The 25,122-nt window shown below is 68.4% G+C and carries 21 protein-coding genes; 6 read left to right on the forward strand and 15 right to left on the reverse strand.

Annotated elements, in window-relative coordinates:
- The first annotated feature begins 79 nt into the window (after positions 1 to 79).
- The gene (locus tag AB4Z09_RS00935; protein WP_114719643.1) at positions 80 to 1,468 is read left to right on the forward strand and encodes an FAD-binding oxidoreductase; all 1,389 of its coding nucleotides are present in this window, start codon (positions 80 to 82) and stop codon (positions 1,466 to 1,468) included.
- A 108-nt stretch (positions 1,469 to 1,576) separates the two neighbouring features.
- Here AB4Z09_RS00935 and AB4Z09_RS00940 read toward each other — a convergent pair whose 3' ends face one another.
- From AB4Z09_RS00940 to AB4Z09_RS00970, 7 genes are all read right to left on the reverse strand, one after another.
- Positions 1,577 to 2,245: a methionine ABC transporter permease gene (locus AB4Z09_RS00940; protein ID WP_114719641.1), complete on the reverse strand. Its 669-nt coding sequence runs from the start codon at positions 2,243 to 2,245 to the stop codon at positions 1,577 to 1,579.
- Positions 2,242 to 3,276: a methionine ABC transporter ATP-binding protein gene (locus tag AB4Z09_RS00945; RefSeq protein ID WP_174909632.1), complete on the reverse strand. Its 1,035-nt coding sequence runs from the start codon at positions 3,274 to 3,276 to the stop codon at positions 2,242 to 2,244. The genes AB4Z09_RS00940 and AB4Z09_RS00945 overlap by 4 nt, the downstream gene beginning before the upstream one ends.
- On the reverse strand, positions 3,276 to 4,109 hold the full coding sequence (locus AB4Z09_RS00950; protein ID WP_174909630.1) for a MetQ/NlpA family ABC transporter substrate-binding protein: 834 nt from the start codon (positions 4,107 to 4,109) through the stop codon (positions 3,276 to 3,278). The genes AB4Z09_RS00945 and AB4Z09_RS00950 overlap by 1 nt, the downstream gene beginning before the upstream one ends.
- Positions 4,110 to 4,140: 31 nt before the next feature.
- Positions 4,141 to 5,139, reverse strand: a complete 999-nt coding sequence (locus tag AB4Z09_RS00955) for an isopenicillin N synthase family dioxygenase (RefSeq protein ID WP_114719635.1) — start codon at positions 5,137 to 5,139, stop codon at positions 4,141 to 4,143.
- Positions 5,140 to 5,506: 367 nt separating this feature from the next.
- The gene (locus tag AB4Z09_RS00960; RefSeq protein WP_174909628.1) at positions 5,507 to 7,012 is read right to left on the reverse strand and encodes a SulP family inorganic anion transporter; all 1,506 of its coding nucleotides are present in this window, start codon (positions 7,010 to 7,012) and stop codon (positions 5,507 to 5,509) included.
- A 56-nt stretch (positions 7,013 to 7,068) separates the two neighbouring features.
- Complete coding sequence (locus AB4Z09_RS00965; protein ID WP_174909626.1) at positions 7,069 to 7,635, reverse strand: alpha/beta fold hydrolase; 567 nt, start codon at positions 7,633 to 7,635, stop codon at positions 7,069 to 7,071.
- Positions 7,636 to 7,676: 41 nt separating this feature from the next.
- Positions 7,677 to 8,978, reverse strand: a complete 1,302-nt coding sequence (locus AB4Z09_RS00970; protein WP_174909624.1) for a serine hydrolase domain-containing protein — start codon at positions 8,976 to 8,978, stop codon at positions 7,677 to 7,679.
- A 153-nt stretch (positions 8,979 to 9,131) separates the two neighbouring features.
- On the opposite strand from AB4Z09_RS00970, the gene AB4Z09_RS00975 reads away from it, so the two are divergent.
- From AB4Z09_RS00975 to AB4Z09_RS00985, 3 genes are read left to right on the forward strand one after another with little or no spacing between them, the layout of a single operon-like run.
- The gene (locus tag AB4Z09_RS00975) at positions 9,132 to 9,497 is read left to right on the forward strand and encodes a GntR family transcriptional regulator (protein WP_441346808.1); all 366 of its coding nucleotides are present in this window, start codon (positions 9,132 to 9,134) and stop codon (positions 9,495 to 9,497) included.
- Complete coding sequence (locus AB4Z09_RS00980; protein WP_174909622.1) at positions 9,494 to 10,414, forward strand: ABC transporter ATP-binding protein; 921 nt, start codon at positions 9,494 to 9,496, stop codon at positions 10,412 to 10,414. Before AB4Z09_RS00975 ends, AB4Z09_RS00980 begins: the two co-directional genes overlap by 4 nt.
- On the forward strand, positions 10,411 to 11,160 hold the full coding sequence (locus AB4Z09_RS00985; protein ID WP_254622892.1) for an ABC transporter permease: 750 nt from the start codon (positions 10,411 to 10,413) through the stop codon (positions 11,158 to 11,160). The genes AB4Z09_RS00980 and AB4Z09_RS00985 overlap by 4 nt, the downstream gene beginning before the upstream one ends.
- Here AB4Z09_RS00985 and AB4Z09_RS00990 read toward each other — a convergent pair.
- Both AB4Z09_RS00990 and map read right to left on the reverse strand, forming a co-directional pair.
- Positions 11,141 to 12,661, reverse strand: coding sequence for a cobyric acid synthase (locus tag AB4Z09_RS00990; RefSeq protein ID WP_174914622.1), 1,521 nt, complete (start codon positions 12,659 to 12,661; stop codon positions 11,141 to 11,143). The genes AB4Z09_RS00985 and AB4Z09_RS00990 overlap by 20 nt on opposite strands.
- An 8-nt stretch (positions 12,662 to 12,669) precedes the next feature.
- On the reverse strand, positions 12,670 to 13,527 hold the full coding sequence (gene map, locus AB4Z09_RS00995) for a type I methionyl aminopeptidase (RefSeq protein ID WP_174909620.1): 858 nt from the start codon (positions 13,525 to 13,527) through the stop codon (positions 12,670 to 12,672).
- A 166-nt stretch (positions 13,528 to 13,693) separates the two neighbouring features.
- Between map and murJ the strand changes: the two genes are divergently transcribed.
- Complete coding sequence (murJ, locus tag AB4Z09_RS01000; protein WP_174909618.1) at positions 13,694 to 15,301, forward strand: murein biosynthesis integral membrane protein MurJ; 1,608 nt, start codon at positions 13,694 to 13,696, stop codon at positions 15,299 to 15,301.
- 33 nt (positions 15,302 to 15,334) lie between these two features.
- On the opposite strand, the gene AB4Z09_RS01005 is transcribed toward murJ, so the two are convergent.
- Entirely contained in the window at positions 15,335 to 16,192 is an 858-nt protein-coding gene (locus AB4Z09_RS01005; protein WP_174914620.1) for an alpha/beta fold hydrolase, read from the reverse strand.
- Between the two features lie 130 nt (positions 16,193 to 16,322).
- On the opposite strand from AB4Z09_RS01005, the gene AB4Z09_RS01010 reads away from it, so the two are divergent.
- Positions 16,323 to 16,652 carry a hypothetical protein gene (locus AB4Z09_RS01010; RefSeq protein ID WP_254622890.1) on the forward strand — a complete coding sequence of 110 codons (330 nt, stop codon included), beginning with the start codon at positions 16,323 to 16,325 and terminating at the stop codon, positions 16,650 to 16,652.
- Positions 16,653 to 16,684: 32 nt separating this feature from the next.
- Here the strand turns inward: AB4Z09_RS01010 and AB4Z09_RS01015 are convergent, their stop codons facing one another.
- From AB4Z09_RS01015 to ppk2, 5 genes are all read right to left on the reverse strand, one after another.
- Positions 16,685 to 18,034 (reverse strand): diacylglycerol/lipid kinase family protein, encoded by a 1,350-nt coding sequence (locus AB4Z09_RS01015; protein WP_174909616.1) that lies wholly within the window; start codon positions 18,032 to 18,034, stop codon positions 16,685 to 16,687.
- A gap of 42 nt (positions 18,035 to 18,076) precedes the next feature.
- A complete protein-coding gene (locus AB4Z09_RS01020; RefSeq protein WP_174909614.1) occupies positions 18,077 to 19,492 on the reverse strand; it encodes a DUF2252 domain-containing protein in 1,416 nt (471 codons plus the stop codon).
- Between the two features lie 114 nt (positions 19,493 to 19,606).
- Positions 19,607 to 21,310, reverse strand: coding sequence for a SulP family inorganic anion transporter (locus AB4Z09_RS01025; protein ID WP_174909612.1), 1,704 nt, complete (start codon positions 21,308 to 21,310; stop codon positions 19,607 to 19,609).
- 75 nt (positions 21,311 to 21,385) lie between these two features.
- Complete coding sequence (locus AB4Z09_RS01030; RefSeq protein ID WP_174909611.1) at positions 21,386 to 24,181, reverse strand: cation-translocating P-type ATPase; 2,796 nt, start codon at positions 24,179 to 24,181, stop codon at positions 21,386 to 21,388.
- A gap of 33 nt (positions 24,182 to 24,214) precedes the next feature.
- Complete coding sequence (ppk2, locus tag AB4Z09_RS01035; protein ID WP_254622974.1) at positions 24,215 to 25,018, reverse strand: polyphosphate kinase 2; 804 nt, start codon at positions 25,016 to 25,018, stop codon at positions 24,215 to 24,217.
- Positions 25,019 to 25,122: the final 104 nt, after the last annotated feature.

Here is a 25,122-nt window from a genome sequence, read left to right on the forward strand (position 1 = left end):
GAAACTCGGGGCAAGAACCACCCAAGAGAGCTCGGACATTCTTTCTTCACACCCGAAACGCGGATGGAAGGAAGCTCCGATGAATCCTCAGACACCGACGATCGACGCCGTGCCGATCGACTCGCTCCGAAAGATGGTGTCCGGATCGGTGGCACTGCCCGGTGAGGCCGGATACGGGTTGGCGACACCCTGGAATGTCGCGGTACCGGTGCGTCCGTATGCGGTGGTCGCCGTGGACACCGCACGCGATGTCGCGGCGACCGTGCGATTCGCGGCGGATCACGGTCTGCGGGTCGCCGTCCAGCGGACCGGTCACGGCGCGGTGCCCCTGGACGGCGATGTCCTGCTCATCCACACTGGACGCCTGGCCGAATGCGTGGTCGATCCGGAGGGTCGCACTGCTCGCGTCGGAGCGGGGCTGGTGTGGCAGGACGTCATCGATGCCGCGACACCGCACGGATTGGCGCCGTTGGCCGGTTCCTCCGTCACCGTCGGCGTGGCGGGATTCCTCACCGGTGCGGGAATCGGCCCGATGGTGCGCACCTACGGACTGTCGTCCGATCACGTGCGTGCCTTCGAGATCGTCACCGGCGACGGCGAACTCCTTCGAGTAACCCCCGACGAACACGCCGAACTCTTCTGGGGACTGCGCGGTGGCAAGGCGACACTGGGAATCGTCACGGCAGTCGAGATCGATCTCATACCGATCTCCCACTTCTACGGTGGTGCAATCTATTTCGACGGTGCGGACGCTGCCGCGGTCGCCCACGCGTGGCTCGACTGGTGTGCCGATCTCCCCGAGCACAGTTCGACGTCGATCGCATTTCTGCAGCTTCCGCCGCTACCGCAGGTTCCCCCACCCCTCGCGGGCCGGTTGACCTTTGCCGTCAGGTTCGCCAGCCTCGTGGAAGAACCGGAGGCCGAGGCGCTCATCAGCCGAATACGTTCTGTGGCCACCCCGTTGATCGACGCCGTCGGAATGATGCCCTATGCGGCCATCGCGGCGGTGCATGCTGATCCCGTCGATCCGATGCCGGTCCACGAATTCAGCGCTCTGACACACGAACTGTCACACGAAGCGATCGATGCTCTCCTGTCGGTCGCCGGGCCTGGTTCACACTCCCCGCAGACCGTGATCGAACTGCGGCTTCTCGGGGGCGCGCTCGCTCGCGAACCGCGTCATCGCAGCGCCTTCTGCCATCGCGATGCCGATTTTGCGCTGATGGTCGTCGGAGCCTTGGTGCCCCCCTCGGCGGATGCCGTTGTCGGACATGCCCACGACATCGATCGAGCACTGTCACAGTGGACCACCGGCGGCTCGTTGCCCAATTTCACGCCCAGCGCCGATCCGGACAGGATTGCGCGCACCTACGACGACGACACAGCTCATTGGCTCAGGGCGCTCGCCGACGAGCACGACAGCAAGGGTGTGCTGCACGTCGGCCAGGTCATGCGCCGGATCCGGTGAGCCGCTGCACTTGCCGGCGTCCGGCGTCGGCGGGCCGCGTCGACACCCCAGCAACGAGGAACGCTCCGCACCCGAAATCGGGTGCGGAGCGTTCGTCGTCTCAGAGGCCTACTTCCGGTGCGAGAGCGCCCGGACCACCCCGTCTCCGATGGACTGCAGGATCTGCACCAGCACGATGAGCACCACCACCGCGACCAGGAGCACCGGCGTGTTGAACCGCTGGTAGCCGTAGACGATCGCGAAGTCGCCCAGACCGCCGCCGCCGATGACCCCGGCCATCGCCGAGTACCCGACGAGCAGGACGACGGTCAGCGTCGCACCCGCCACCAGCGACGAAACCGACTCCGGCAGCAGCACTTTCCGGACGACCTGCATGTTCGTCGCCCCCATCGCCTGACCGGCCTCGATGCGACCGACGGGCACCTCCCGCAATGCCGACTCGACCACGCGCGCATAGAACGGGATCGCGCCGATCGTGAGCGGCACGATCGCCGCGGTCGGCCCGATCGCGGTGCCGACGATCAAGCGGGTGAGCCCGATGAGCGCGATCATCAGGATCAGGAACGGCAGCGAGCGGAAGATGTTGACGATCGTGCCGAGCACGACGTTGACGACGCGCTGCGGCCACAGTCCGCTCGGCGCGGTCACGTACAGCACGACGCCGAGCAGGATCCCGCCGAGCACGGTGAGCACGAAGGAGATCCCCACCATGTAGAGGGTCTCCTGCGTCGCCTCCCACACCTCGGGGAGCGAGTCGTACCAGGTCAGCTTGTTCATGCGGTGGCTCCCTGCGTCACGGCGCCGGTCGTTTCCGGTCCTTCACCCCACGCCAGGGTGGTACCCGGCTGGGCGTCCACGAACGCGGCGACGTCCGCCCGGTCCACGTCGGGACCGAAACGCAGACGCAGTCGGCCGACGGTGACGCCGGCGACCTGTTCGACCCGACCGCCGACCACGGAGATGTCGACGTCGAGCTTGCGGACGAGCTGCGCGAGCCACGGTCCGTGGGCCTCGTCACCGATCGTCGTGACCAGTGCGGTGTCCGCGTCGGCGCCCGCGGACGGGTCGTCCCCGACCGGGACGATCGCCGCGCCCAGAACCGAGCCGGGCGTACCGACCAGATCGAGGATCCGTCCGGTCTCCGCGATCCGGCCGTCCTCGAGCCGGGCGGCGGAGGTGCAGATGCGGCGCAGCACACCCAGTTCGTGGGTGATGAGCACGACGGTGACGCCGATCCTGCGATTCAGCTCGGCGAGCAGGTCGAGCACCTGATCGGTGGTGTCGGGATCGAGCGCACTGGTCGCCTCGTCGCAGAGCAGCACGTCGGGCTCGGACGCGAGGGCGCGGGCGATGCCCACGCGCTGCTGCTGCCCGCCCGACAGCTGCGACGGGAACGTCTTCTCCTTGCCCGCGAGACCGACCAACTCGATCAGCTCGTCGGCGCGGGCCCGGCGCTGCTTGCGGTCCAGTCCGGCCAGTTCGAGCGGGAACTCGATGTTGGCCCGCACGGTCCGCGAGTGCAGCAGGTTGAACTGCTGGAACACGGTGCCGATGCGGCGGCGCGCCTGCCGCTGGCCGGCACCGGTGAGCTGCGAGACGTCGTCGCCGCGGAGCACGATGCGCCCGCTGGTGGGGCGCTCGAGCAGGTTCAGGCACCGCAGCAGCGTGGACTTGCCCGCACCCGACGGTCCGACGATGCCGAAGATCTCGCCCTCGGCGATCTCGAGGTCGATGCCGCGCAGGGCCGAGACCTCCCCCGCGCCGGCGGCGGCGGGGAAGGTCTTGACCAGATTCTCGACGGTGATCATCACTTCGCGGGGTGGACCGGGACGACGGAACCGCTGTAGTTCTCCTGGATCCACGCGGCGGTCTCCGGGGAGACGAGCGCGTCGGCGAGGGCCTTGACGCCCGGATCGTTCTCGTTCGCCGCGCGGACGACGAGCAGGTTCGCGAACGGGTTGTTCTCGACGTTCTCCGAGAGCAGGGCGTCGTCGGCCGGGATCAGGCCGGCCTCGATCGCGTAGTTCGAGTTGATGACCGCGGCGGTGATCTGCGGGTCGCCCAGGTTGCGGGCGATCTGCGAGCGCTCGATCTCGACGAACTTCAGGTTCTTCGGGTTGGCCTTGATGTTCTTCTGCGTGACGATGGACAGATCGGCGTCCGCGAACGGCACGTCCATCTGGATCAGTCCGGCCGACTCGAGCAGGTACAGCCCGCGCGAGAAGTTGGTGGTGTCCTTGGGCAGGGCGATGGTCGACCCGTCGGCGATCTGGTCGATCGCGGTGACCTTCTCGGAGTACAGGCCCATCGGCTCGAGGTGGACGTCGGCGACCGAGACGAGGTCGCTGACACCCTTCTGCTTCTGCCAGTCCGCGAGGTACGGCGCGTGCTGGAAGTAATTGGCTTGCACGTCGCCGGCGACGAGCAGTTCGTTGGGATCGATCTCGCCGGTGACCGGCTTGATGTCGAGCTTGACGTCGCCCAGAGCGCCGGAGTCGGCGATGTGCTCGAGGATCTCCACGTGCGGGGTGCTCGACGCGGAGATCACCAGCGTCTCCCCGTCACCGCTCGAGGAGCAAGCAGCCAGGCCCGCGGTGAGCAGGGCGGCGGCGGACAGAACAGCAGTGCGGCGCAAGAACATTGGGAGGTACCTTCCGATCGGGTCGAGATGGTCAGCCACGCAGTGCGGGCAGGTCGAGCAGGTCGCGGTGGTACCGCTCGGTGACGTTGGGATGGGCGCGCAGGCGCGACTTGAGGGCGTTGAGTCCGTAGCGGGCGTGCAGGGTGCCGCCGTGCTGGTCGGGTCCGACACCGGCCGCCTCGGCGGCCAGCGCGGGCGACAGCGGCACCGTGGGCAGGGCGTGGTCGTAGCCGGGGTTGAGGAAGAACGGCAGCGAGACGCGATCGGTGCCTGCGGCCGGCGGCAGCACCCGGTGCACGGTGGCCTTGAGGTAGCCGCCGGTGGCCACCTCGAGGAGCTCACCGATGTTGACCAGGAAGTGCCCGGGGATCGGGTCGACGTCGAGCCAACCGTTCTCGGTCTCCACCTGGAAGCCGCCGCTGGTCGGTTCGGGGTAGAGCAGGGTCAGGGCCCCGACGTCCTTGTGGCTGCCGACCCCCTGGTCGGTGACCGAGCCGTCGTGGCCCGGGTAGCGGGCAATCTTGAGCAGCGGATCAGGGTCGGCGAAGGCGGCATCGAAGAAGTCCGCGGGGGCGCCGAGCGACTGCGCCCATCCACTGATGAGGCGAAGTCCGGCGGTCTGCGCCTGGGCCGACCACTCGAGCGCCAGGTCGCGCAGCTGCGGGACGCGGGTGGGCCACAGGTTGGGTCCGTGCAGCACGTCCCACGGGCGGTCCGGATCGATCGGCTCGACCGCGGCACGCTCGGGTCCGATGTCGAGCTGCTCGCGCCAGTCGATGTAGCCCTGGGTGCGCTCGCCGCCGACGCGGGTGTAGCCGCGGAAGTGCGGCGAGTTGCTGTTCTCGATCTCGAGCTTGTCGGCCTCGGGCAGCGCGAAGAACTCGCGAGCCGCGGCGATCAGGTCGTCGGTGAGCTGCTGGTCGATGCCGTGACCGGTCAGGTAGAAGAATCCAATCTCGTGCGTGACGGTGCGCAGGGCGTCGATGTCGAGGTTTTCCAGATCGATGATCGGGAGGGAACGGGCGGACATGGAACGGATCCTTTCCCCACGGGCACCGGCGGAAAACTCACGCTGCGACGTTTCGGTGCCCGGTGGGAAGAATCAGCACGGGGATGCGGGACGGCCTTCGAGGTGCCGTCGCGCGGGGATCTCGTCTCAGCTCACGCGCATGCAGCGACAACACGCGCAACGCATTCGCGTCACGGTGGCGGTGGCTGCAGTGCCGCGCATCGAGGTCCTTCCCGGACAGGATCGAGAAACCGACACACCGGGTTCGGCGTGTCCGTGCCTGGAGGCTAACCCCCTTTCAGCCGTTCGATCAAATCGAACGTATACGCACGGCGACGAACGGCGACATTTGTTCGACGAACGGTCGTGGGCGGCACGGTCGAGCGATCTAGCCGAGCTTCCCGGACAACCGTTCGAGGCGGTGCAGACTCGCACCGTCGAGGCCCACGATGCGCGTGGACGTCCCCTTGGCGGCGTACTTGCGCCGCACCGCGTCGAGCGTGGCCACCGTGGAGGCATCCCACACCTCTGCGTCGGTGAGGTCGATGACCACCGAGTCCGGGTCGCCGCCGTAGTCGAAGCGGCGGATCAGGTCGTTACTCGACGCCCAGAACAACTCCCCGGTCACCCGGTAGGTCCGCTCTACGACCCCGCCGGCCTCACGGTCGTCGCGGTCGTGGACGTCGACGCGGGCCGTGCGGGCGACCCGCCGCGCGAACGCCACCATCGCGGTGAGGACACCGAGGACGACACCGACCGCCAGGTTCTCGGTCGCGAGGGTGCCCGCGACGGTCACCAGCATCACGAGGGTTTCGCTGCGCGGCATCAGCTTCAGGGTGCGCGGTGCAATGCTGCGCCAGTCGAAGGTCGTCACCGCGATCACGAGCATCACCGCCACCAGTGCGGCCATCGGGACGGCCCCGACGACGTCGCCGACGGTCACGCACAGCGCGAGCAGGAAGAATCCGGCGAGGAACGTGGAGATCCTGGTGCGGGCCCGCCCCTCCTTGACGTTGATCATCGTCTGGCCGATCATCGCGCAGCCACCCATGCCGCCGAACAACGCGCCGGCGATGTTCGCGACGCCCTGCCCCCAGGCTTCGCGGGTCTTGCCGGACGGGGTGTCGGTGATGTCGTCGACGAGTTTGGCGGTCAGCAACGACTCGAGCAGACCGACCAGCGCCAGGCCGAGGGCGAACGGTGCGACGATCGTCAGCGTCTCCCACGTCCACGGCACGTCCGGGATCATCCACGTGGGCAGGCCCGACGGCAGCTCACCCTGGTCCGCGACGTCGGGCACGTCGAGACGGAACAGTGCCACCACACTGGTCAGCACCACGATCGCGATCAGCGGGGCGGGCACCGCCGTCGTCAGCCTGGGCACGAACACGATCATCGCCAGCCCGGCCACGACCAGCGGATAGACGAGCCACGGCACGTCGAACAGATGCCGCAACTGCGCGCTGAAGATGAGGATCGCGAGCGCGTTGACGAACCCGATCATCACCGACCTCGGGATGAACCGCACCAGTCGGGCGATGCCCGCCGCCGCGAAGGCGATCTGGAGTGCGCCGGCCAGCCACACCGCCGCGATCAGGTAGTCGATCCCGTGCGCGGCCACGAGCGGGGCCACCACCAGCGCCGTCGCACCGGCGGCAGCGGAGACCATCGCCGGCCGGCCACCGACGAACGCGATCGTCATCGCCATGATGCACGACGTGTACAGCGCCACCTTGGGATCCACGCCCGCGATGACCGCGAACGAGATCACCTCGGGGATCAGCGCGAGGGACGTCACCAGCCCGGCCAGCGCCTCGGTGGTGAGTCGGCGTGGGGAACGCAGCGCGGCGCGAACGGACGTGACGTCGGACGGGGCGGGAACGGTGTCGTGCACCGGAGGAGTCTAGAAACCTCCCGCCGGCGCCCGCGGGTCAGCCCGCACCCGAGCCGCTACCAGGAGCTCGTGCGGAGAACGATCTCGCTGGCGAGCTCCGGGGCCGCGTCCGCGGGGACGTTGTCGATGCCGTCGAGCTGGACGATCCGGAACTCCGAATACGCGTACCGCCCACTGGCGTCCGCGCAGGGACGGCCGAGCGAGGTGCCCACGACGACCGTAGTCGGCAGTTCGACGGCGGGGCACGCCGCGTCCCGAACCGAGCCGTCCGCCCCCGGCACCGCGGGGTGGCCACGATCGGCGACGACGAGGCTCGCGAACCGACCGAATGTCTTGGCGGCCAGCAGCCACGCCAGCTCGGCGCCCGACCCGGAGCCGACGAGGTTCACCCACGGCAGCTTCAGCTCGTCGAGCATCGCGATCACCGACGGCTCGTCGAGCCCGTCGACGTTCTCCGGGACGACGGTCCGCAGATCCGAGTCGTGCAGGCGCGCGCAGACGGCGTCGAAGACGTCAGCCGTATCGCCCGCATCGGGAAGCAAGAGAACTGTGTGTCGGCTCTCGGGCCCACCGATACGGACCGTCCAGGTCCCGCTTCCCACCTCAACACGCGTCGACTCCATGGCTGGAAACGGTACGCGATCCACGTCACGGAATCGGACGCCTATGCGGGATAGACCTTGCCGATGATCTCCTTCGCCATGGTGGTCGCCGGATCCTGCCCGTTCGCGGCCGGAGCCAGATTGGTCCACACCACCAGGGTCACCTTGTTCTCGGGGTCGTGACCCATGAAGGAGTTGAATCCCGGAAGCTCCCCGGTGTGCCCGAACATCGGACCCATTTTCGCTATACCCCAACCGTATTGGGCCGACGCACTGTCCGGGCCCGTCGGCTGCACGCTGGCGAGGCGCTGGGCCTGCAGGTCGGCGTCGAGCAGCTTCCCGCCGACCAGGGCCTGCACCCACGTCACGAGGTCGTTGGCGGTCGAGATGCCGGCGCCGGCCGCCCATGCCCACGACGGGTTGACGTCGGTGACGTCGTTCGGCTGCAGCGTTGCGTCCTTCGCGGCGGCCTGCATGTCTGCCGGCAGCGCCGGATCGGTCAACGTGTCCATGTTCGTCCCGTACACGTAACCCTGTGAGTGCGGCGCGGGAATCGAACTGTCGGCGGTGTCCGGGAACGAGGTTCCGGTCAGCCCCAACGGACCGAACAGCCGCGACTGGAAGATCTGCGGCAACGGCTTGCCGTCCAGGCTCTCCGCGATGAGACCCAGCAGCACGATGTTGGTGTTGGAGTAGTGATACCCCTGCCCCGGCGGGAAGTACGGCGGATTCGCGAACCCGATCGCCAGCAGGTCGTCCGGCTTCCATTGCTTCTGCGGGTCGTTGTCGAGGGTCTCGTTGAGCTCGGCGGTCTCGGTGTAGTTGAACAGGCCGCTGCGCATGTCGAGCAACTGCTCGATGGTGATGTTGTCGCCGTTCGGCACGTCCGGCCGGTACTTCGAGACCGGATCCGTCAGCGCGATCTTGCCCTCCTGGACGAGCTGCAGGATCACCGTGCCGGTCATGGTCTTGGTGTTGGAGCCGATGCGAATGTGGTCGACGGTGGTCACCGCCGTCGACGCGCCGAGCTTTCCCGTGCCGTAGGTCGCCGTGAGGTCCCCGCCGGGCATCTTGAGGATGGCGACCGCACCCGGGACCTGCAGGTCCTTCGCCATCGACGCAACGGTCTCGTTCAGGGTGGCCGCGTCGATCTTCTGCAGCGCCACGGTGGTGGTCGCGGACGCCGTACTGCTTGACGTCGCGCTACTCGAGGCCGTCTCGCCGGATCCCGAATCACCGGAGGAACAACCGGCGATCGCGAGCGCCGCGACCAGCGCGCCGCACGCGACACGAATCCCCGTCCCGGTATCGAATCTGCTGCGCACGTCGACTCCCCTCACGCGGATGTCCAGGCCGTTCGGCATCGCTCCGGATCTTAGGTGCCGGAACCACTCCTCCGTGCCGAACGGACGAAACCGCCTCACGCCCGGCGCAATCGGGTTGACCGCACACCACACCGGCTCTATGGTTCATTACATGAGTAATGAACCAATCAGCCCTGCGGCCGGAGGGTCACGGTGCTGAACGAGGAGGGCAAGCCCCTCTTCCAGCAGATCGCGGGGCTCGTCGAGAACGCGATCATCGACGGTTCACTGCCGGAGGAGTCGCAGGCGCCGTCCACCAACGAACTGGCGGCCTTCCACCGGATCAACCCGGCGACGGCGGCGAAGGGACTCAACCAGCTCGTCGCCGACGGAATCCTTTACAAGAGAAGGGGTATCGGCATGTTCGTCACCACGGGCGCCCGGGACGCGCTCCGGTTCCGCAGGCGCGAACAGTTCGCGACGCAATACGTCGCGCCGCTCGTCCGCGAGGCGGACAAGCTCGGAATGAGCATCGCCGAACTCAAATCCATGCTGGACAAGTGGGAGGAACGTCCATGACCATCACAGACATCGACCGGGACACCATCGTCTCGGTACGGGCGCTCGGGAAGCGCTACGGCGACGTCACCGCGCTCGACGACATCTCGTTCGATCTGCGGGAAGGGAAGATCTACGGGCTGCTCGGCCGCAACGGCGCGGGCAAGACCACGCTGATGAAGATCCTCACCGGCCAGGAACTGCCGAGCAGCGGGGAGGTCAGTGCGTTCGGCGGGGCACCGTTCGAGAACGCGGACGTCCTGCAGAACGTGTGCTTCGTCAAGGAGAGCCAGAAGTATCCGGACGATCTGAAGGTCAAGCACGTCCTGTCCGCCGCGGCCCTCCTGCTACCGGGGTGGGACGGCGAGTTCGCCGGCCGATTGATGGACGACTTCCAACTCCCCGAGTGCCGCCGGGTCAAGAAGCTCTCGCGCGGAATGACGTCTGCGCTCGGCATCGTCATCGGGCTCGCATCGCGGGCGCCGCTGACGCTGTTCGACGAGCCCTACCTGGGCCTCGACGCGGTTGCCCGCCAACTGTTCTACGACCGACTGCTCGCCGACTACGTGGACCACCCGCGCACGGTCGTGCTGTCCACGCATCTGATCGACGAGGTGGCCGACCTGCTCGAACACGTCATCGTGATCGACGGCGGCCGGGTCGCCACCGACGCCGATTCCGACGACCTGCGCAGCCGGCATGTGCTGGCCAGTGGTCGTGCCGCGGCCGTGGACGCCTTCACAGCGGGACGGACGGTCCTGCACCGCGAGGACATCGGCGGCTTCGCACGCGCAACCGTGCGTGGCACGATCTCCGCGGCGGACCGCGCCGAGGCGGCGCGAAACGACATCGAACTGTCGCCGGTCTCCCTGCAGCAGATCACGATTCGCAACGCCCTCGACAGCCGCACCGACATCGGCAAGGAGACCCGGTCATGACCGTCGCCACCCCCACCCGCACCGCCGCTTCGGCGGGCCCCTCGCCCACCGGTGTCCGACGCCTCCTGGCGGTATGCCGACTCCACGTGGTGGCGTGGCCGCTGCTGCTGGCCCTGCCCGCCGCGATCCTCGCGGTCACGTTCGCCATCAATCTCACGATCTTCGCGCTGATCGACGCCGAGAGCGAGACCCACGGCACCGGCGCCGTGCTCTCGCTGTACGGATTCGTCGTGGCGTTCTACGCGCAGGCGATGACACAGTCGTTCCCGTTCGCGCTGGGCTTGAGCGTGACGCGGCGCCAGTTCTTCACCTCGACCGTCGTCGTGGCGGTGGTCCAGTCGGCCGCGTTCGCCGCGGTGCTGCAGCTGCTGTCGGTGATCGAGGCGGCGACCGACGGGTGGGGAGTCCGGATGCGCATGTTCGGAGTCCTCCGCTACGCGACGGATTCGAGTGTGCTCCAGACCGTCACGCTGTTCGCAAGCCTGCTGCTGACCACATCGATCTCGATGCTGCTCGGCGCGGTGTACCAGCGCTGGAGGACACCGGGGTTCCTCATCGCGGGAATCGGGACGATCGGAGCACTGGGCATCGCCGCGGTCGTCATCACGTGGGCACGCTGGTGGCCGGCGGTGGGATCATGGTTCGTCGATGCGCCCCGGACGGTGGTGCTCGCGGTGGTTCCGCTGGCAGCCTCGGTCGCGGCGATCGCCGCGACCTGGGCAGTCCTCAGGCGAGCGACGACCTGATCATGGGCATTCCGCTCGGCGCGCCGCCTCCCAGCAGCGCGTCGAGCGCGTCCAGGTCCAGGTGCTGTTCCACCAGGTCGGCCAGCAGATCCAACTGCGCCTCCCGCACCCGCGCGACGTCGGTGCCGGGCGCGACGCGGAACCCGGGCCGGCCGGCCGCGTCGGCGATCTCGGTCAGCAGGTGCCGCCGGTAGTCGTCGCTCTCGAGCAGACCGTGCCAGTGGGTGCCGCGGACACTCCCCCGGACGCTACCCTCCTTGACGCCGTCCGCGCCGCTCAACAGCGGCGCGTCGCCGTTGCGCCGGATGCGCCCGTGATGGATCTCGTAGCCGCGCACCGGGATTCCGTCGGCGTGACCGTCGACCTGCGCGAGCACCTTGTCGGCGGCGAACTCGATCTCGAGGTCGAGCAGCCCCAGTCCGGGTACCGCGCCGACGCCGGATTCGATACCGTCGTCGATCACCGTGCCCAACATCTGGTAGCCGCCACAGATGCCGAGAATCGCGCCGCCGGTCTCCGCACGGCGGACGAGAGCGTCACCGATTCCGTTGCGCCGCATCCACTCCAGATCGGCCACCGTCGACTTGCTGCCGGGCACGACGACGAGGTCGACGTCGGCGAGGCGCGACGGCTCGCTCACCCAGTGCACCGAAACGCCCGGTTCGCACGCGAGGGCCTCGACGTCGGTGGAGTTCGAGATCCGCGGCAGCCGGATCGCGGCCACCCGCAACCATTCGTCGCCGGCGGGCGGGCCGGGCCGTCCCACCGGTGCGTCGCCGACCACGCCGAGCGAGTCCTCGGCGTCGAGCCACAGGTCCTCGGCGAACGGGACGACGCCGAGGGTCGGCCGTCCGGTGAGGGCACGCAGTTGCTCGAGGCCCGGTTCGAGGAGGCTCACGTCCCCGCGGAACTTGTTGATCACGAACCCGGCGATCAGCGCCTGGTCCTCAGGAGAGAGGACCGCGACCGTCCCGAACAGGTGAGCCAGCACTCCCCCGCGGTCGATGTCGCCGACCACGATCACCGGCAGCTGCGCGGCCTGCGCCAACCCCATGTTCGCCAGGTCGGTGGCGCGCAGGTTGATCTCGGCGGGCGATCCGGCACCCTCGCAGATCACGACGTCGAACTCGTCGCGCAGCGACGCCAGCTCGTCGGCGACGATGTCCCGGAGCCACTCGCGGTGGGTGATGTAGTCGCGGGCGCCGACACTGGTGACGGCCTTGCCGCGGACCACCAGCTGCGACGTCCGGTCGCCGCCGGGCTTGAGCAGCACCGGGTTGAACCGGACACTCGGCTCGAGGCCGCACGCCCGCGCCTGCAGCGCCTGGGCCCGGCCGATCTCCCCGCCGTCGAGGGTGACGACGGAGTTGTTCGACATGTTCTGCGCTTTGAACGGCGCCACCTTCACCCCGCGCCGCGCCAGCATCCGGCACAGCCCGGCCACCAGGACGCTCTTGCCGGCGTCGGAGGTGGTGCCGGCGACCAGCAGTGCGCCGGTCAGCGCCGCTGTCACGGCAGCGTGAGGATCTCGTTGCCCTCATCGGTGACGACGATGGTGTGCTCGAACTGGGCGGTCCACTTGCGATCCTTGGTGACGACTGTCCAGCCGTCCTCCCAGATGTCGTAGTCGACGGTGCCGAGGTTGATCATCGGCTCGATCGTGAACACCATGCCGGGCTCGATGATGGTGTCGACGTTCGGCTGGTCGTAGTGCAGGATCACCAGGCCGTTGTGGAAGGTCTCACCGATGCCGTGGCCGGTGAAGTCACGCACGACGCCGTAGCCGAAGCGGTTGGCGTACGACTCGATGACGCGGCCGATGACGTTGAGTTCGCGGCCCGGCCTCACGGCCTTGATGGCACGCATCGTCGCCTCGTGGGTGCGCTCGACCAGCAGGCGGTTCTCCTCCGAGACGTCGCCCGCGAGGAACGTCGCATTGGTGTCGCCGTGCACGCCGTCGATGTAGGCGGTGACGTCGATGTTGACGATGTCGCCGTCCTGGATCACCGTCGAGTCGGGGATGCCGTGGCAGATCACCTCGTTGAGCGACGTGCAGCACGACTTCGGGAAGCCGCGGTAGCCCAGCGTCGACGGGTAGGCGCCGTGGTCGCACATGTACTCGTGCGCGATCCGGTCCAACTCGTCGGTCGTGGCCCCCGGCGCGACGGCCTTACCGGCCTCCTGCAGCGCCTGCGCCGCGATCTTGCTCGCCACCCGCATCTTCTCGATGGTCTCGGGCGTCTGCACCCACGGCTCCTTGCCCTCCCGGGCCGTCGCCTTCCACACGTACTCGGGACGCTCGATGTCCTTCGGGACAGCGAGGGTGGGCGAGACGGTTCCGGAAACGAGCGCAGTGCGAACAGACATGGGTTCAGGGTAGACCGGTGGTCCCGGAGCTTTCCGACTTCCCCGCTACACGCCTCGACGGCGACAGCGCCGCCGTGCCGTCGACATCCTGCCCCAGCCCAGATCCGCCCGTCCCCTGGACGGTGAGGCAACGCGCCGGTCGGGTGCGCCGTGAGAGCCTGAAATCATGGGGAGACATCGAAGGCAGGATGACGAGCCGGAACGCCTGGTCGCGCGGGCTGGGGGACGAGTCGCCGTCGCCGGGACGGTCAGCCGTGTGACGGGTTTCGTTCGCACGGCGGCGCTGGCGGCGGTGCTGGGGACTGCACTGGTCGGCGATGCCTACAACGGCGCGAACAGCTTTCCCAACATGGTGTACGCACTGCTGCTCGGTGGTGTGCTCACGAGCGTGTTGATCCCCGTCCTGACGCGCTCACGATTACGTGGCGGCCAGGTGGACGTCGAGTTCACGCAGCGACTGGTGGCAGGCGCGACGGTCGTGATGGCGGCGGTCACCGTGCTCGCCGTCCTGTGCGCCCCGCTCGTCTCGTCGGTGTTCGTCAAGGACGCCGCGCAGCGGGACCTGACGACCGTGTTCGCGTACCTCCTACTGCCCGAGATCTTCTTCTACGGACTGGCGGCCCTGGCGACGGCGGTGCTCGACGTCCGTGGCGTCCACGGCCCCGCGGCCTGGGCGCCCGTGGTCAACAACGGCATCGTCCTGGCCACGGTGGCCGTGTTCGTCCTGCTGCCGGGGCCGGTCACGCTCACGCCACAGTCGATGACCGTGGCCCAGGTGGCGGTGATCGGTGTCGGCACCACCCTGGGCATCGTCGGACAGGCGGCGACCGTCGTCCTCGCTCTGCGACGCAACGGTTTCCGCTGGCGCTGGAGGGTTCGTCTGCTGCCGTACACGTGGCGTCCCGTGCGCGCCGGGCTACCGCTGATCGGATGGGTCCTCGCCTACGTCGTCACCAGCCAGATCGGCGTCGTCGTGGTGCTGCGCGTCGCCTTCAGCCACGGCGGCGTCTCCACGTACACCTACGCGGACCTGCTCTTCCAGGTGCCGTACGGGATTCTGGGCGTCTCGCTCCTGACGGTTCTGATGCCGCGCATCGCGCGCGCTGTCGCCGAGAACGATCACGCCGCAGTCCTGGCCGACCTCGGGCGCGGCGCCCGGTATTCGGTGGTCGCGCTCGTCCCGGTCACGGCCGCCCTGATGGTCCTGGGACCGACGTTGGCGGCGGTCATCTTCGTCGGTCGTGTGGACCCGGCCGACGCCCACCTGATCGGCACGGCGCTGGCCGTTTCGGCGTTCGGGTTGGCGCCGTTCGCACTCGTGATGCTCCAACTACGGGTCTTCTACGCCGACCACGACACCCGCACACCGGCACTGATCAACATCGCGATGGTGACCACGAAGATCGCGGTCATCGCGGTCGCGGTGACGACACTGCCTGATCAGGGCGTGGTGCTGATGCTGTGCGTCGCCGGTTCCGTCTCCTACGTCGTCGGGGCGATGCTGGGACATGTCCTGTTGCGAAGGCGGTTCGGGCTGCTGGGCTTCCATCACGTGCGCCACACCGCGGTCCGGGTCGTCGCCGCGGCGACAATCTCCGGCGCCATCTGTTTCGTCGTCACGCACGCGACGAAGTCCCATCTGGGCGATCCCCGGACCGGTGCGGCCGCGGCGCTGGTCGCCGGGACCCTCACCGGAATCGCCGCCTTCGCGCTGGCGGCGAAGCTCATCGGGGTTCCGGAGATCCGTCACGCTCGCAGGATCCTTCGGCCCTGACCGCGTGCCCGGTCGCAGCCGGCCGCCGCAGGATCAGCGCTGCAGGAACTCGAGCACGGAGCGCTCGAACGCCGTCTTCGCCTCGATCATCACCCAGTGCCCACACTTGGGAAAGACCCGCAACTCGGCGTCCGGGATGAGGCGCATCGACGCCATCCCCATGTCGGGAGGACTCATCCGGTCGTCGAGGCCCCACGTCAGCATCGTGGGACACGACACCTTGTGCATCATCGCCCAGTACGGCGGCCGTCCGGACTGGAGCAGGGACTGCTGCTGCAGCGCAAAGGATTCCGCGCCGTACATGACCCGCGCGGCCTCGAGCGACTGCGGGTCACGCGCCGCCTCCCATCGCTCCTCGATCAATTGCTCGGTGACGACCCCGGAGTCGTGGACCATGGCCCGCAGCCAGCGGGCCAGATTCTCCTTCGACGGGTCGGCGACGAAGTCGTGCAGCAACCGTCGACCCTCGCTGGGATCGGGGCTGAGGATGTGTGGGCCCACCCCGCCGATCGTGATCAGCCTGCTCACCCGGGCCGGGGAGTGGATCGCGAGATTGACGGCGACGATCCCACCCATCGAGTTGCCGACCATCGCCGCGGACGCGATCCCGAGGGCGTCCATGAAGCGGGTGACCGCCGACCCGGCCGCGAGAACCGGGTGTCCCTCGGTGGGGTCGCTCACGCCGAACCCGGGAAACTCCAGGATGTGGCAGCGGTAGTGCTCGGCGAAGACCCCGAGGTTGCCGCGGTAGTTGCGCCATCCCGACACACCCGGCCCGGAGCCGTGCAGCAGGAGCAGCGGCGGCGCATCCTCGGCGCCGGCCACGTGGTAGCGGAGAACCCCCTCGTCCGTCACCAACTCCCGTTTGGTGCCCTCGTAGCTCACGTCGATCGTCATGTCTCCCCCTCGCGATGATGTACCGAGAGGCCCAGAGTAGAACGCGTTCCAGTTTTGGGGTCGATTTCGGCGGAGATGCGTTTGTCCCCAGTTTGGGTATGGTGACGGGTCAACCTGATCAGAAGTGAGGGTGGCAATGGGCCAGCAGTCGCGGGCCACCGAACGTCGGTGGGCTCCGGTCAAGGTCAGCAACGTCGTCTCGACCGTGTCGGGCGACACCGTCCGTGTCGACGCCGAACTCGGCGGCGACATCAGCCCCGAGTGGGCCGAGGCATTCGAGCGCATGAGCCGAAGCCGGCGGAGCGATCTCGCGCTTCACGCCGACGCCGAGCCGCCCCGCATCACCCTGGTGGCGCGAAGCGACCACGGCGACAGTCCCGAGATCGTCATCCTGTACGCCGTGGAGGAAGTGAACCTCTACGTACGGCTGGCGCTCGAACTCGTCGGTCGATAGCCCCGGGTTCCACCGGCGCCCGCCGGAAGGGGTCACCCTCGCGGGACCCGATTCCGCTGGGAGAACCCGGTCGGCCAGCCCGTCAGCCGGTACAGGCGCGCCAGTTCGATTCCCGGCTTCTTCGGAAGCGCACCCGGCCGGTGCCGCGGCAGACGCACCCGCAGCACCGCGGGCGCGATGGTGCACACAACCGGGGTGCGGACCATCCGGGATTCTCCGTCGACGCCCACCGGTATCACCGACTGATCGGCGTCGACGACGACCTCGGCCGCGCGGGCCGTGCTCACCCCCCGCGCATGAGCGCCCTGCAGCAGACCGACGGCTTCCCGGGCACTGTTCACCGACATCGTCACCACGCCCAGGACACCGTCGTCCAGGCGCTCTCGCCGTCCCATACCCACGAGATCACCGGTGCGGTACGGGCCGTTGCTCACCAGGACCGCCTGTGGACCGCCGACCGTGACGTCGCCGATCTCCACCGTCAGCAGGTAGCCCCGATGGCTGTCGAGCAGCTCGGGCAGCATCTCCAGCACGGTTCCCGTCTTGTCGTCGCGGTAGGCCGGGCTCTGCACCAATTCCGCGTACACCCCGAACGAGGCGTTGTTGACGAACGGGTGCCCGTTCATCCATCCGAGATCGACACGCACCTCGACGCCGTCGGCCAGCGCATCGAGGCACGTGGCAGGGTCGTCTCGGTCCAGCCCGAGATCCAGCGCGAAGTGGTTGCGGGTTCCGGCACTGATCACCAGGAACGGCAGGTCGTGCTCTGCCGCGACGGCGGCCACCAGGGCCTGTGTGCCGTCGCCGCCGGCGACACCGAGCAGATCCGCGCCGCGTTCGACGGCCCGCCGCGCCAGTGCGGCGACGTCGGCGTTCTCCGGTCCGTCGAGCAGAATCACCTCGGCCCCGAGGTCTTCGGCCTTGCGCTGCAGACCGAACTTCGCCACCTTGCCGCCGCCCGAGCGCGGATTCATCAGGAGGAACGGCCGACGTGGGGCAGGGGCGGTGTACTCGGGCATCGCGTTCTTCTCGGGCTCCCCCAGCGCGGCGCGGGCGCACAGGACGGCCGCGAGCAGCAGCACGCACGAGAGCACCACCGCCCACAGCAGATCGGCACGGAGCAATAGGACGAGTACGACGATCGGCGCGAGCACCACCAGGACCGACGAGATCGCGCGTAGCACGCCGTGACTGGTGAGAAACCAGTACGACGCCGCCACTGTCGCCGCGACGCCGCCGGTGCCCACCGCCAGCACGGCGGCGGTGCCGAACAACCCTGCGAACGCGATCGGCGCTGCGGCCGCACCGAATGCCGCCACGAATGCGGCTCGGGCCCACCATCGGCGAACCCGCGGCCGGGTGTCCGTGTTCTCGTTGCCCATCTCAGTCCTCATCGGTATCGGACACTGCGCCGCGCACTTTGGTCATACCCCGAACTGTGCGGCGATACGGCGTTCGTCGATGGCCTCGAGCAGGACCGCGTGGTCGCGGGCGTTCCGGTCGGCGTACGACTCGGCGAACTCGGTGACGGCCTTGTCGAATTCGCTTCCGGCGTCGAGGTAGGCGGCGATCGCGATCCGGTCCCCGGAGCGGGCGTGGCCGTAGGCCAGTACCCGTCCGCACAGCCGCCCGTACAGTTCCATCCCCGACGGCGTCATCGCTTCGACCACCGCCGAGCCCTTGCCGTCGCGCAGTTGACGCACGTAGAAGTCCCGGACCACCCCGTCCGGGTCCGCCCCCCGCTGCCATCCGAGGAAGATGTCGCTCGCGGCCTGCATCAACCGCTGTCCCGCCACGACGCGCTCCCCCTGGTTCGTGAACGACGGACCGTCCACGTAGTTCGCGAGCACCGACGGCCGCGCCTCCTTCGCCTGCAGGAACAGCGGGTCACCGTCGACGCCCTGCAGCAACAGGATCCACGCCTGGGTTCCCACGCTGCCCACGCCGACCACCTTGCGGGCCGCCTGGACGAACTCGAACTGTCGCAGCAGCACCCGCCGGTTGTCCTGCAACGTCTCCCGATAGTCGTCCAGCCGTCCACGCAGCTCCTCGAAGAGGGACTGGGCGTCCGCCTGGGCGAAGACCTCCTCGATCGGCACGATCAGCGGCGGCGTGCTGACGATCCGCCGGCGGCCGTCCACCTCCGTGGTCAGTTTGGCCAGCGCGTGGACGCTGTCCCGGTGCCACGACTTCTCGAGCGTTCTGCGCATGTTCTTCTTCGAGGAGGTGTCGAGTTCGTCGCGGAGCGCGACCAGTTCGGCGGAGGGCTCGATGTGCGAATACCAGACCGCGAGATTTCCCCGCTCCGCCTGCTGCAGCATGGTTTCGCGGTACTCCGCGGCGCACGCGCGGACGACCTTGGTCCGTTGCTTGCCGCCGAGCCCCCGCTCCCGGCCCGCCACCGCGAGGCTCGCGACGAGCCGCTTGACGTCCCACTCGAACGGTCCCGGGTACGTCTCGTCGAAGTCGTTGATATCGAACGCCTGCATCCGTTCGGGGGTGGCGAAGATCCCGAAGTTGCTCAGGTGCGCGTCCCCGCACAACTGCACAGTCAGTCCCGTCCGGGGCGCGCTCGACAGGTCGTCGGCCATGATCAGCGCGGAGCCACGGTAGAAGGCGAACGGACCGCTCGCCATGCGCCCGTACCGCACCCGGACGAGGTCCGGGATGCGGGCCGCGGACTGCTGCTCGAGCAGGCCGATCGGATCGCGCCGAGCGCCCGTCGTGCATTCGGCGAGGGCCGAGAACGGAGTCGCGCGCCTGGCAGCCAGACCACGCTCGGCGCGCTCGGCCCGGCTGAGCGTCGCCTCTCCAGGTTGCTGTCTGTCGGTGTCCGGCATGGTGAACCGTCCTGCCGCGCGGGTCGAGGCCCGACCATCGGGTGCGATGAAGATATTGTCCGCCGCTCCTCGGTGCGCCCGCGGCGGTTTCCCGATTCCGGCTCCATCGCGGCGTCAGGTGCCTCCGCGCGGATGTGCACGCCGGTGAAAATCGGCGACCGCGGCGTCGAGTGTGGGGTAGAAGTGGGTGGCATCGAACCGATCGCCGACACCGAACTGGACGAGGCGGTCCTTGATCGGCCCCTTCATCTCGGCGAAGGCCAACCGAATGCCTCGACCTTCGAGATAGCGGTCGAGATCGACGAGTTCGTCGACGGCCGTGGTGTCCAGACCGGTGATCGGTTCGGCGGCGATCACCACCCATTCGACCGGGGTCTGCGCCCGCGCCACGACCGACCGCACGTAGTCGTCGAAGATACCGCCGTTCGCGAAGAACAGTGGCGCATCGAACCGGACCAGCACCAGACCGGGGATGCGGTGCCCTTCCGGATGCCGGGCGACATCGTGGAATCCGGTCCCGGACGTCTCGACCAATTCCGTGCGGTACGGCTGCCACGCCCGCGCGACGACCGCGACGAACGACAGCCCGATCGCGACCAGGATGCCCTGGAGCACTCCCACGAGTGCGACACCGAGGAACGCGGCGACGGCGAGACCGGTCTCCACCCGACTCATGTGCCACATCGAGATCATCCCGCGCACATCGATCAACGCCGACGCCGCGACGATCACCACCGCTGCCAGGGTGGCGTCGGGCAGGTAGGCGGTGATCCCGGGGGCGACGAGCACGAACACCAACACCGCCACCGCTCCGACCGCCCCCGCCAATTGCGTGTGCGCACCGCTCTGCTCGGCCACCGGGGTCCGGGAACCGCTGGCCGAGATCGGGAATCCGCCGAACAGGCCGCTCGCCACGTTGGCCGCCCCGATCGCCTTCATCTCCGTGCTGCCGTTCACTTCCTCACCGCGGCGGGCCGCGAACGTCCGGGACAGCACGCCGGTGTCGGCGAAGGCGATGAGCGCGATGCCGGCGGCCGGACCGATCAGTGCCAGTGTGTCCTGCCAGTCGACGCCGCCGAACTGCGGAAGCGGCAGCCCCTTGGGCAGCGCACCGACCATCCCGATCTCCTCGTCGAGTCCGATCGCCGCGGAGAGCGCGATCGATCCCACGACGGCGACGAGGACACCGGGAACGCGGGGCAGCCACAGACGGAAGGCCATGATGACGGCGAACGAACCGATACCCACCGCGGCGGCGACCGGGGTGCTGTCGCCCGCGAGAATCGACGTGCCGATGGCGGCGATCTCGCCCAGCAGGCCGGACGCGTCGACGGAGAAACCGAGCAGTTTCGGCAACTGTCCGACCACGACGATCAGCGCAATCGCGTTCAGATAGCCGAGCCGGATGGGCTTCGAGAGCAGCTCGGTCACGAAGCCCAGACGCAGGAACCCACCGATGATGAGGATCGCCCCGACCAGGATGGCGAGTACCCCGGCGAGGGCGAGTGCGCTCTCCGGGTCACCGACGGCCGCCAGCGGCAGCACCGCCGCGGCGATCAACGGCGCCAGCGACGAATCAGGACCGAGCACAAGGATTTTCGACGGGCCCACAACGGCGTAGGCGAGCAGCGGCACGATCGTCGCGTACAGCCCGGCGTACGCGGGGAGTCCGGCGGCCTCCGCATAGCCCATGCCGGCCGGGATCAGCAGCGCGGTGAGGACGAGGCCGGCCGTGACGTCGGTGCGCAACCAGCCGCGCTGGTACTCCCGGGCCGTCGCCACCCCGGGTAGCCGTCCGAGGCTCTCCCTCCAGGGCATCCTCGAATTATCGCCCCCACACCCGCTGCCGGCACGGGGATTCGCGGCTATCGGTCGGCGGGCGCGAGAAGCGGATCAACGCAGATGTGCGCGCTGCGGCGCGACCACCTCCGCCGCGGGAATCGGTGCGGGCGGCGCCGACCTCCGTCGGCGACGGCGCCGCAGCGCCTTCTCCGCCTCGATCACGACCGGGACGATCAGCGACCACCCGAGACACGCGAGCCACTGGCCGCCGGTCAGCGTCGTGGTGGTGAGAAGGTCCTGGAGGAAGCCGAGTTCGACTGCGAGCACCGTCACGACGGTCGGAATCGACAGGATCTTGATCGCGCCGAGAATCGGTGCGGTGAGACCGGAGTCGGGATCACGCCGCAGAACCAGCCCGGCGAGAATGGAACCGAAGGACAGCACGACGAACGCCATCGTCATCGGGACGTTCGGTTCGGTCGGGCTCATCGATCCGGGGGCCAGGAGCATCGCCGCCAGGGTGACCGCGAATTGGAGAGCACCGTACGCGAACCACTGCACGAACGACCGCTTGTTGGCGATCGGCCGGCCCGGGTCCCGGGGCGGCTTGTCCATCAGATTGGGTGGTGGCGGGTCCTGCATGATGACGATCACCGGGAACAGCGTGATGAAGAAGTGCTGGAACAGCACCATCAGCGGAGTGAGTGCGACGCCGTCGTTGATCCCGAACACGCTGGCCACCAGGAACAGCAGCACCAGGGAGAACAGCTTGGACATCTGGTAGCGGATGTACGACACGATCTTGTCGTAGATGCTGCGGCCCAGACGGATCGCGGTGACCAGGGTCCCGAAGTTGTCGTCGGTGAGGATGAGCTTGCCGGCCTGTTTGGTCACCTCGCTGCCCGACCCCATCGCGACACCGATGTCGGCCTTCTTCAGCGCGGCGGCGTCGTTGACCGCGTCACCGGTCATCGCGACGATCGCGCCGCCCTGTTGCATGACGCCCGCGAGACGGAGCTTGTCCTGCGGTGTGACGCGGCCGAAGACGTGGAGCTCCGGCAGCGCGGCCGCAAGTTCCTCATCGGTCATGGCCTGGAGTTCGGCGCCGCCGATCGCCCCGGGCCCGAGTCCGAGTTCGGCGCCGATCGCGGACGCGGTCACCGCGTGGTCGCCGGTGATCATGCGGACGTCGATGCCCGCGGTGTGCGCTGTGCGGACGGCATCGATCGCCTCCGGTCGCAGCGGGTCGATGATGCCCACCATGCCGACGAAGACGAGGTCCTCGACGAACGCCATCGGATCGTCGGCCACCGCTCGTTCCTGGCCGTCGAGGATGCGGGCGGCGAAAGCCAGGACACGAAGGCCCTTTTCGGACATCACGCGGTTGGCAGCCGTGATCTCGTCGCGGACGTCGTCGAGGGGAACCAGTTCCCGACCCGGCCGGAAGGCGGACCCGCACCGCGCGAGAACCACGTCCGGTCCGCCCTTGACGAGCTCGACGAACCGGGTGTCGCCGTCGACCGGTAGATGGTGGAACGTCGACATGAACTTGTACGCGGAATCGAACGGAACCTCCGCCACCCGCGGATACGTGCGCCGGGTGCTCGGGGCGTCGACCCCCAGCTTGGCCGCGAGGACGACCAGCGCGGCCTCGGTCGGATCGCCGACCACCTCCCCGCTGTCGGTGACGGTGGCATCGCTGTCGAGACACAGCCCGTACGCCAGCAGCGTGAAGTCCGGAACCGGCTCCCCCGCGACGTGCGCGACAGTCCCGGACTTGCTGTAGCCCTCGCCGTCCACCGTGAACCACCGGCAGTGGAAGTACAGCGACCGGACCGTCATCTGGTTCATCGTCAGAGTGCCGGTCTTGTCGGAGTTGATCGCGCTTGTGGCGCCGAGGGTTTCGACATCGCTGAGGTTCTTGACGACCGCCTTCGCATCGGCCAGCCGGCGAGCGCCGTACGCCAGCATGGCCTGCACGAACGTCGGCAGACCGGTCGGGATCGCGGACACCCCCATCGAGATGCCGAGCAACATGACCGTGGTGAGGTCCTGTCCACGCAGCAGTCCGATGACGACGATGATCGCCACCGCAACCCACGCGATGATGCCGAGCACCTTGGTCAGCGAATCGAGTTCTCGCTGCAGCGGAGACTTGACGGGAGCGATCGCCGACAGCATCGACGCGATCCGACCCATCTCGGTCCGCATGCCGGTCTCCGTCACGACCATCGTCGCGGTGCCACGGGTGACGGAGGTGTTCTGGAACAGGATGTTGCTGCGATCGCCGAGTGGGACATCCACGGCATCGAGTGTCTGCGGATCCTTCGCGACGGGCGCGCTCTCCCCCGTCAGCGCCGCCTCCTGGGTTTCCAGGGTGGCCGAGCGCAGCAGTCGGCCGTCCGCCGGGACAAGGTCACCGGCCTCGAGTTCGACGATGTCGCCGGGGACGAGATCCGGTGCGGGCAGCTGGATCAGCGTGCCGTCTCGGATGACCCGCGCCTGTGGAATCTGCATCCTGGCGAGGGCGTCGACGCTGGCTCGCGCTTTCAGTTCCTGCTGCGTGCCCAGCACGATGTTGAGGACGACCAGCGCCACCACCACGAGCGCGGTCGGGATCTCCCCGATGATCAGACTGACGATCACCACCGCCACCAGCATCAGGTTCATCGGATCCTTCAGCTGCAGCAGAGCCACGGCCCAGATCGACGGGGCGGGCTCGGAGGCGATCTCGTTGACGCCGTACCGCCCGCGCCGCGCATCGGTCTCGGCGGTCGTCAGTCCGGCACGACGGTCGGAGCCCAGGGCCGACACGACGGCGTCGGCGTCACGGATGTGCCAATCCGATCGGGGCTCCCCGTCCGTGGGGGCCTGCGCCCGATCGGGCACGGGGTGTTCGGTGGCCATCGCGCCTCCTCCTTGCCCGGTGACTCGGGGATGTCAGAACGGCGTCGGAATCCAGTGCAGCGGCTGGGTGGGCGGTCGGTAGCCCTCGGCGCTCTGCTGTTCGGGCAAGGAGACGTCGTGATGCTCCAGCGGCTCGTAGGGAACCTGACTCAGCAGGTGGCTGATCACATTGAGGCGTCCGCGTCTCTTGTCGTCGTTGAGCGCGACGTACCACGGCGCCCAGCCGGTGTCGGTGAACCGGAACATCTCGTCCCTGGCCCGCGAGTAATCGAACCAGTGGCTGTACGACTCCAGGTCCATCCGGGACAGCTTCCAGATCTTTCGCGGGTCGTCGATGCGACTCTGCAGACGGAGCGTCTGTTGGTCCTGACCAACCTCCAGCCAGTACTTCAGCAGGATGACGCCGGACTCGACGATCGCGCGTTCCACGGTCGGAATGATCTGGAGGAACTGCCGCGCCTGGTCCTCGGTGCACAGGCCGAGGACGCGCTCGATGCCCGCGCGGTTGTACCAACTGCGATCGAAGATGACGACCTCGCCGGCCGCGGGCAGGTGCGGCATGTATCGCTGAACATACATCTGCGACTTCTCACGATCGGTCGGCGCCGGTAGGGCTACCACCCGGAACACCCGGGGTGAGACCCGCTCGGTGATCGCCTTGATGACGCCGCCCTTGCCGGCCGTGTCGCGGCCCTCGAACACGATGCACACCTTCGCGCCGGACGCCTTGACCCATTCCTGCATCGCCACCAGCTCGGCGTGGAGGGGTTTGAGCTCCCGGCGGTAGTCCTTGTTCTTCATCGGCGCCGCAGATGCGACGGTGCCGGTCTCCGTCAGCTCACCGGCGTCGGGGGTGCGCCCACCGGGCGGCCCCGCGCGCTTGCCGGGCTTCCCGGCCCCAGCCTTCTTGCTCACGACATCCACGGCCCTCAGTACGTCGC

The sequence above is a fragment of the Rhodococcus sp. TAF43 genome, assembly GCF_052113525.1.
In the GTDB taxonomy this organism is placed as follows: domain Bacteria; phylum Actinomycetota; class Actinomycetes; order Mycobacteriales; family Mycobacteriaceae; genus Prescottella.

What these genes read in the sequence shown, in the direction of transcription:
- AB4Z09_RS00935 (WP_114719643.1), top strand. Translation starts at nt 80, where the DNA reads ATGAATCCTCAGACACCGACGATCGACGCCGTGCCGATCGACTCGCTC.
- AB4Z09_RS00940 (WP_114719641.1), bottom strand. Translation starts at nt 2,245, where the DNA reads ATGAACAAGCTGACCTGGTACGACTCGCTCCCCGAGGTGTGGGAGGCG.
- AB4Z09_RS00945 (WP_174909632.1), bottom strand. Translation starts at nt 3,276, where the DNA reads ATGATCACCGTCGAGAATCTGGTCAAGACCTTCCCCGCCGCCGCCGGC.
- AB4Z09_RS00950 (WP_174909630.1), bottom strand. Translation starts at nt 4,109, where the DNA reads ATGTTCTTGCGCCGCACTGCTGTTCTGTCCGCCGCCGCCCTGCTCACC.
- AB4Z09_RS00955 (WP_114719635.1), bottom strand. Translation starts at nt 5,139, where the DNA reads ATGTCCGCCCGTTCCCTCCCGATCATCGATCTGGAAAACCTCGACATC.
- AB4Z09_RS00965 (WP_174909626.1), bottom strand. Translation starts at nt 7,635, where the DNA reads ATGGAGTCGACGCGTGTTGAGGTGGGAAGCGGGACCTGGACGGTCCGT.
- AB4Z09_RS00970 (WP_174909624.1), bottom strand. Translation starts at nt 8,978, where the DNA reads ATGCCGAACGGCCTGGACATCCGCGTGAGGGGAGTCGACGTGCGCAGC.
- AB4Z09_RS00980 (WP_174909622.1), top strand. Translation starts at nt 9,494, where the DNA reads ATGACCATCACAGACATCGACCGGGACACCATCGTCTCGGTACGGGCG.
- AB4Z09_RS00985 (WP_254622892.1), top strand. Translation starts at nt 10,411, where the DNA reads ATGACCGTCGCCACCCCCACCCGCACCGCCGCTTCGGCGGGCCCCTCG.
- map (WP_174909620.1), bottom strand. Translation starts at nt 13,527, where the DNA reads ATGTCTGTTCGCACTGCGCTCGTTTCCGGAACCGTCTCGCCCACCCTC.
- murJ (WP_174909618.1), top strand. Translation starts at nt 13,694, where the DNA reads ATGGGGAGACATCGAAGGCAGGATGACGAGCCGGAACGCCTGGTCGCG.
- AB4Z09_RS01015 (WP_174909616.1), bottom strand. Translation starts at nt 18,034, where the DNA reads ATGGGCAACGAGAACACGGACACCCGGCCGCGGGTTCGCCGATGGTGG.
- AB4Z09_RS01020 (WP_174909614.1), bottom strand. Translation starts at nt 19,492, where the DNA reads ATGCCGGACACCGACAGACAGCAACCTGGAGAGGCGACGCTCAGCCGG.
- AB4Z09_RS01025 (WP_174909612.1), bottom strand. Translation starts at nt 21,310, where the DNA reads ATGCCCTGGAGGGAGAGCCTCGGACGGCTACCCGGGGTGGCGACGGCC.
- AB4Z09_RS01030 (WP_174909611.1), bottom strand. Translation starts at nt 24,181, where the DNA reads ATGGCCACCGAACACCCCGTGCCCGATCGGGCGCAGGCCCCCACGGAC.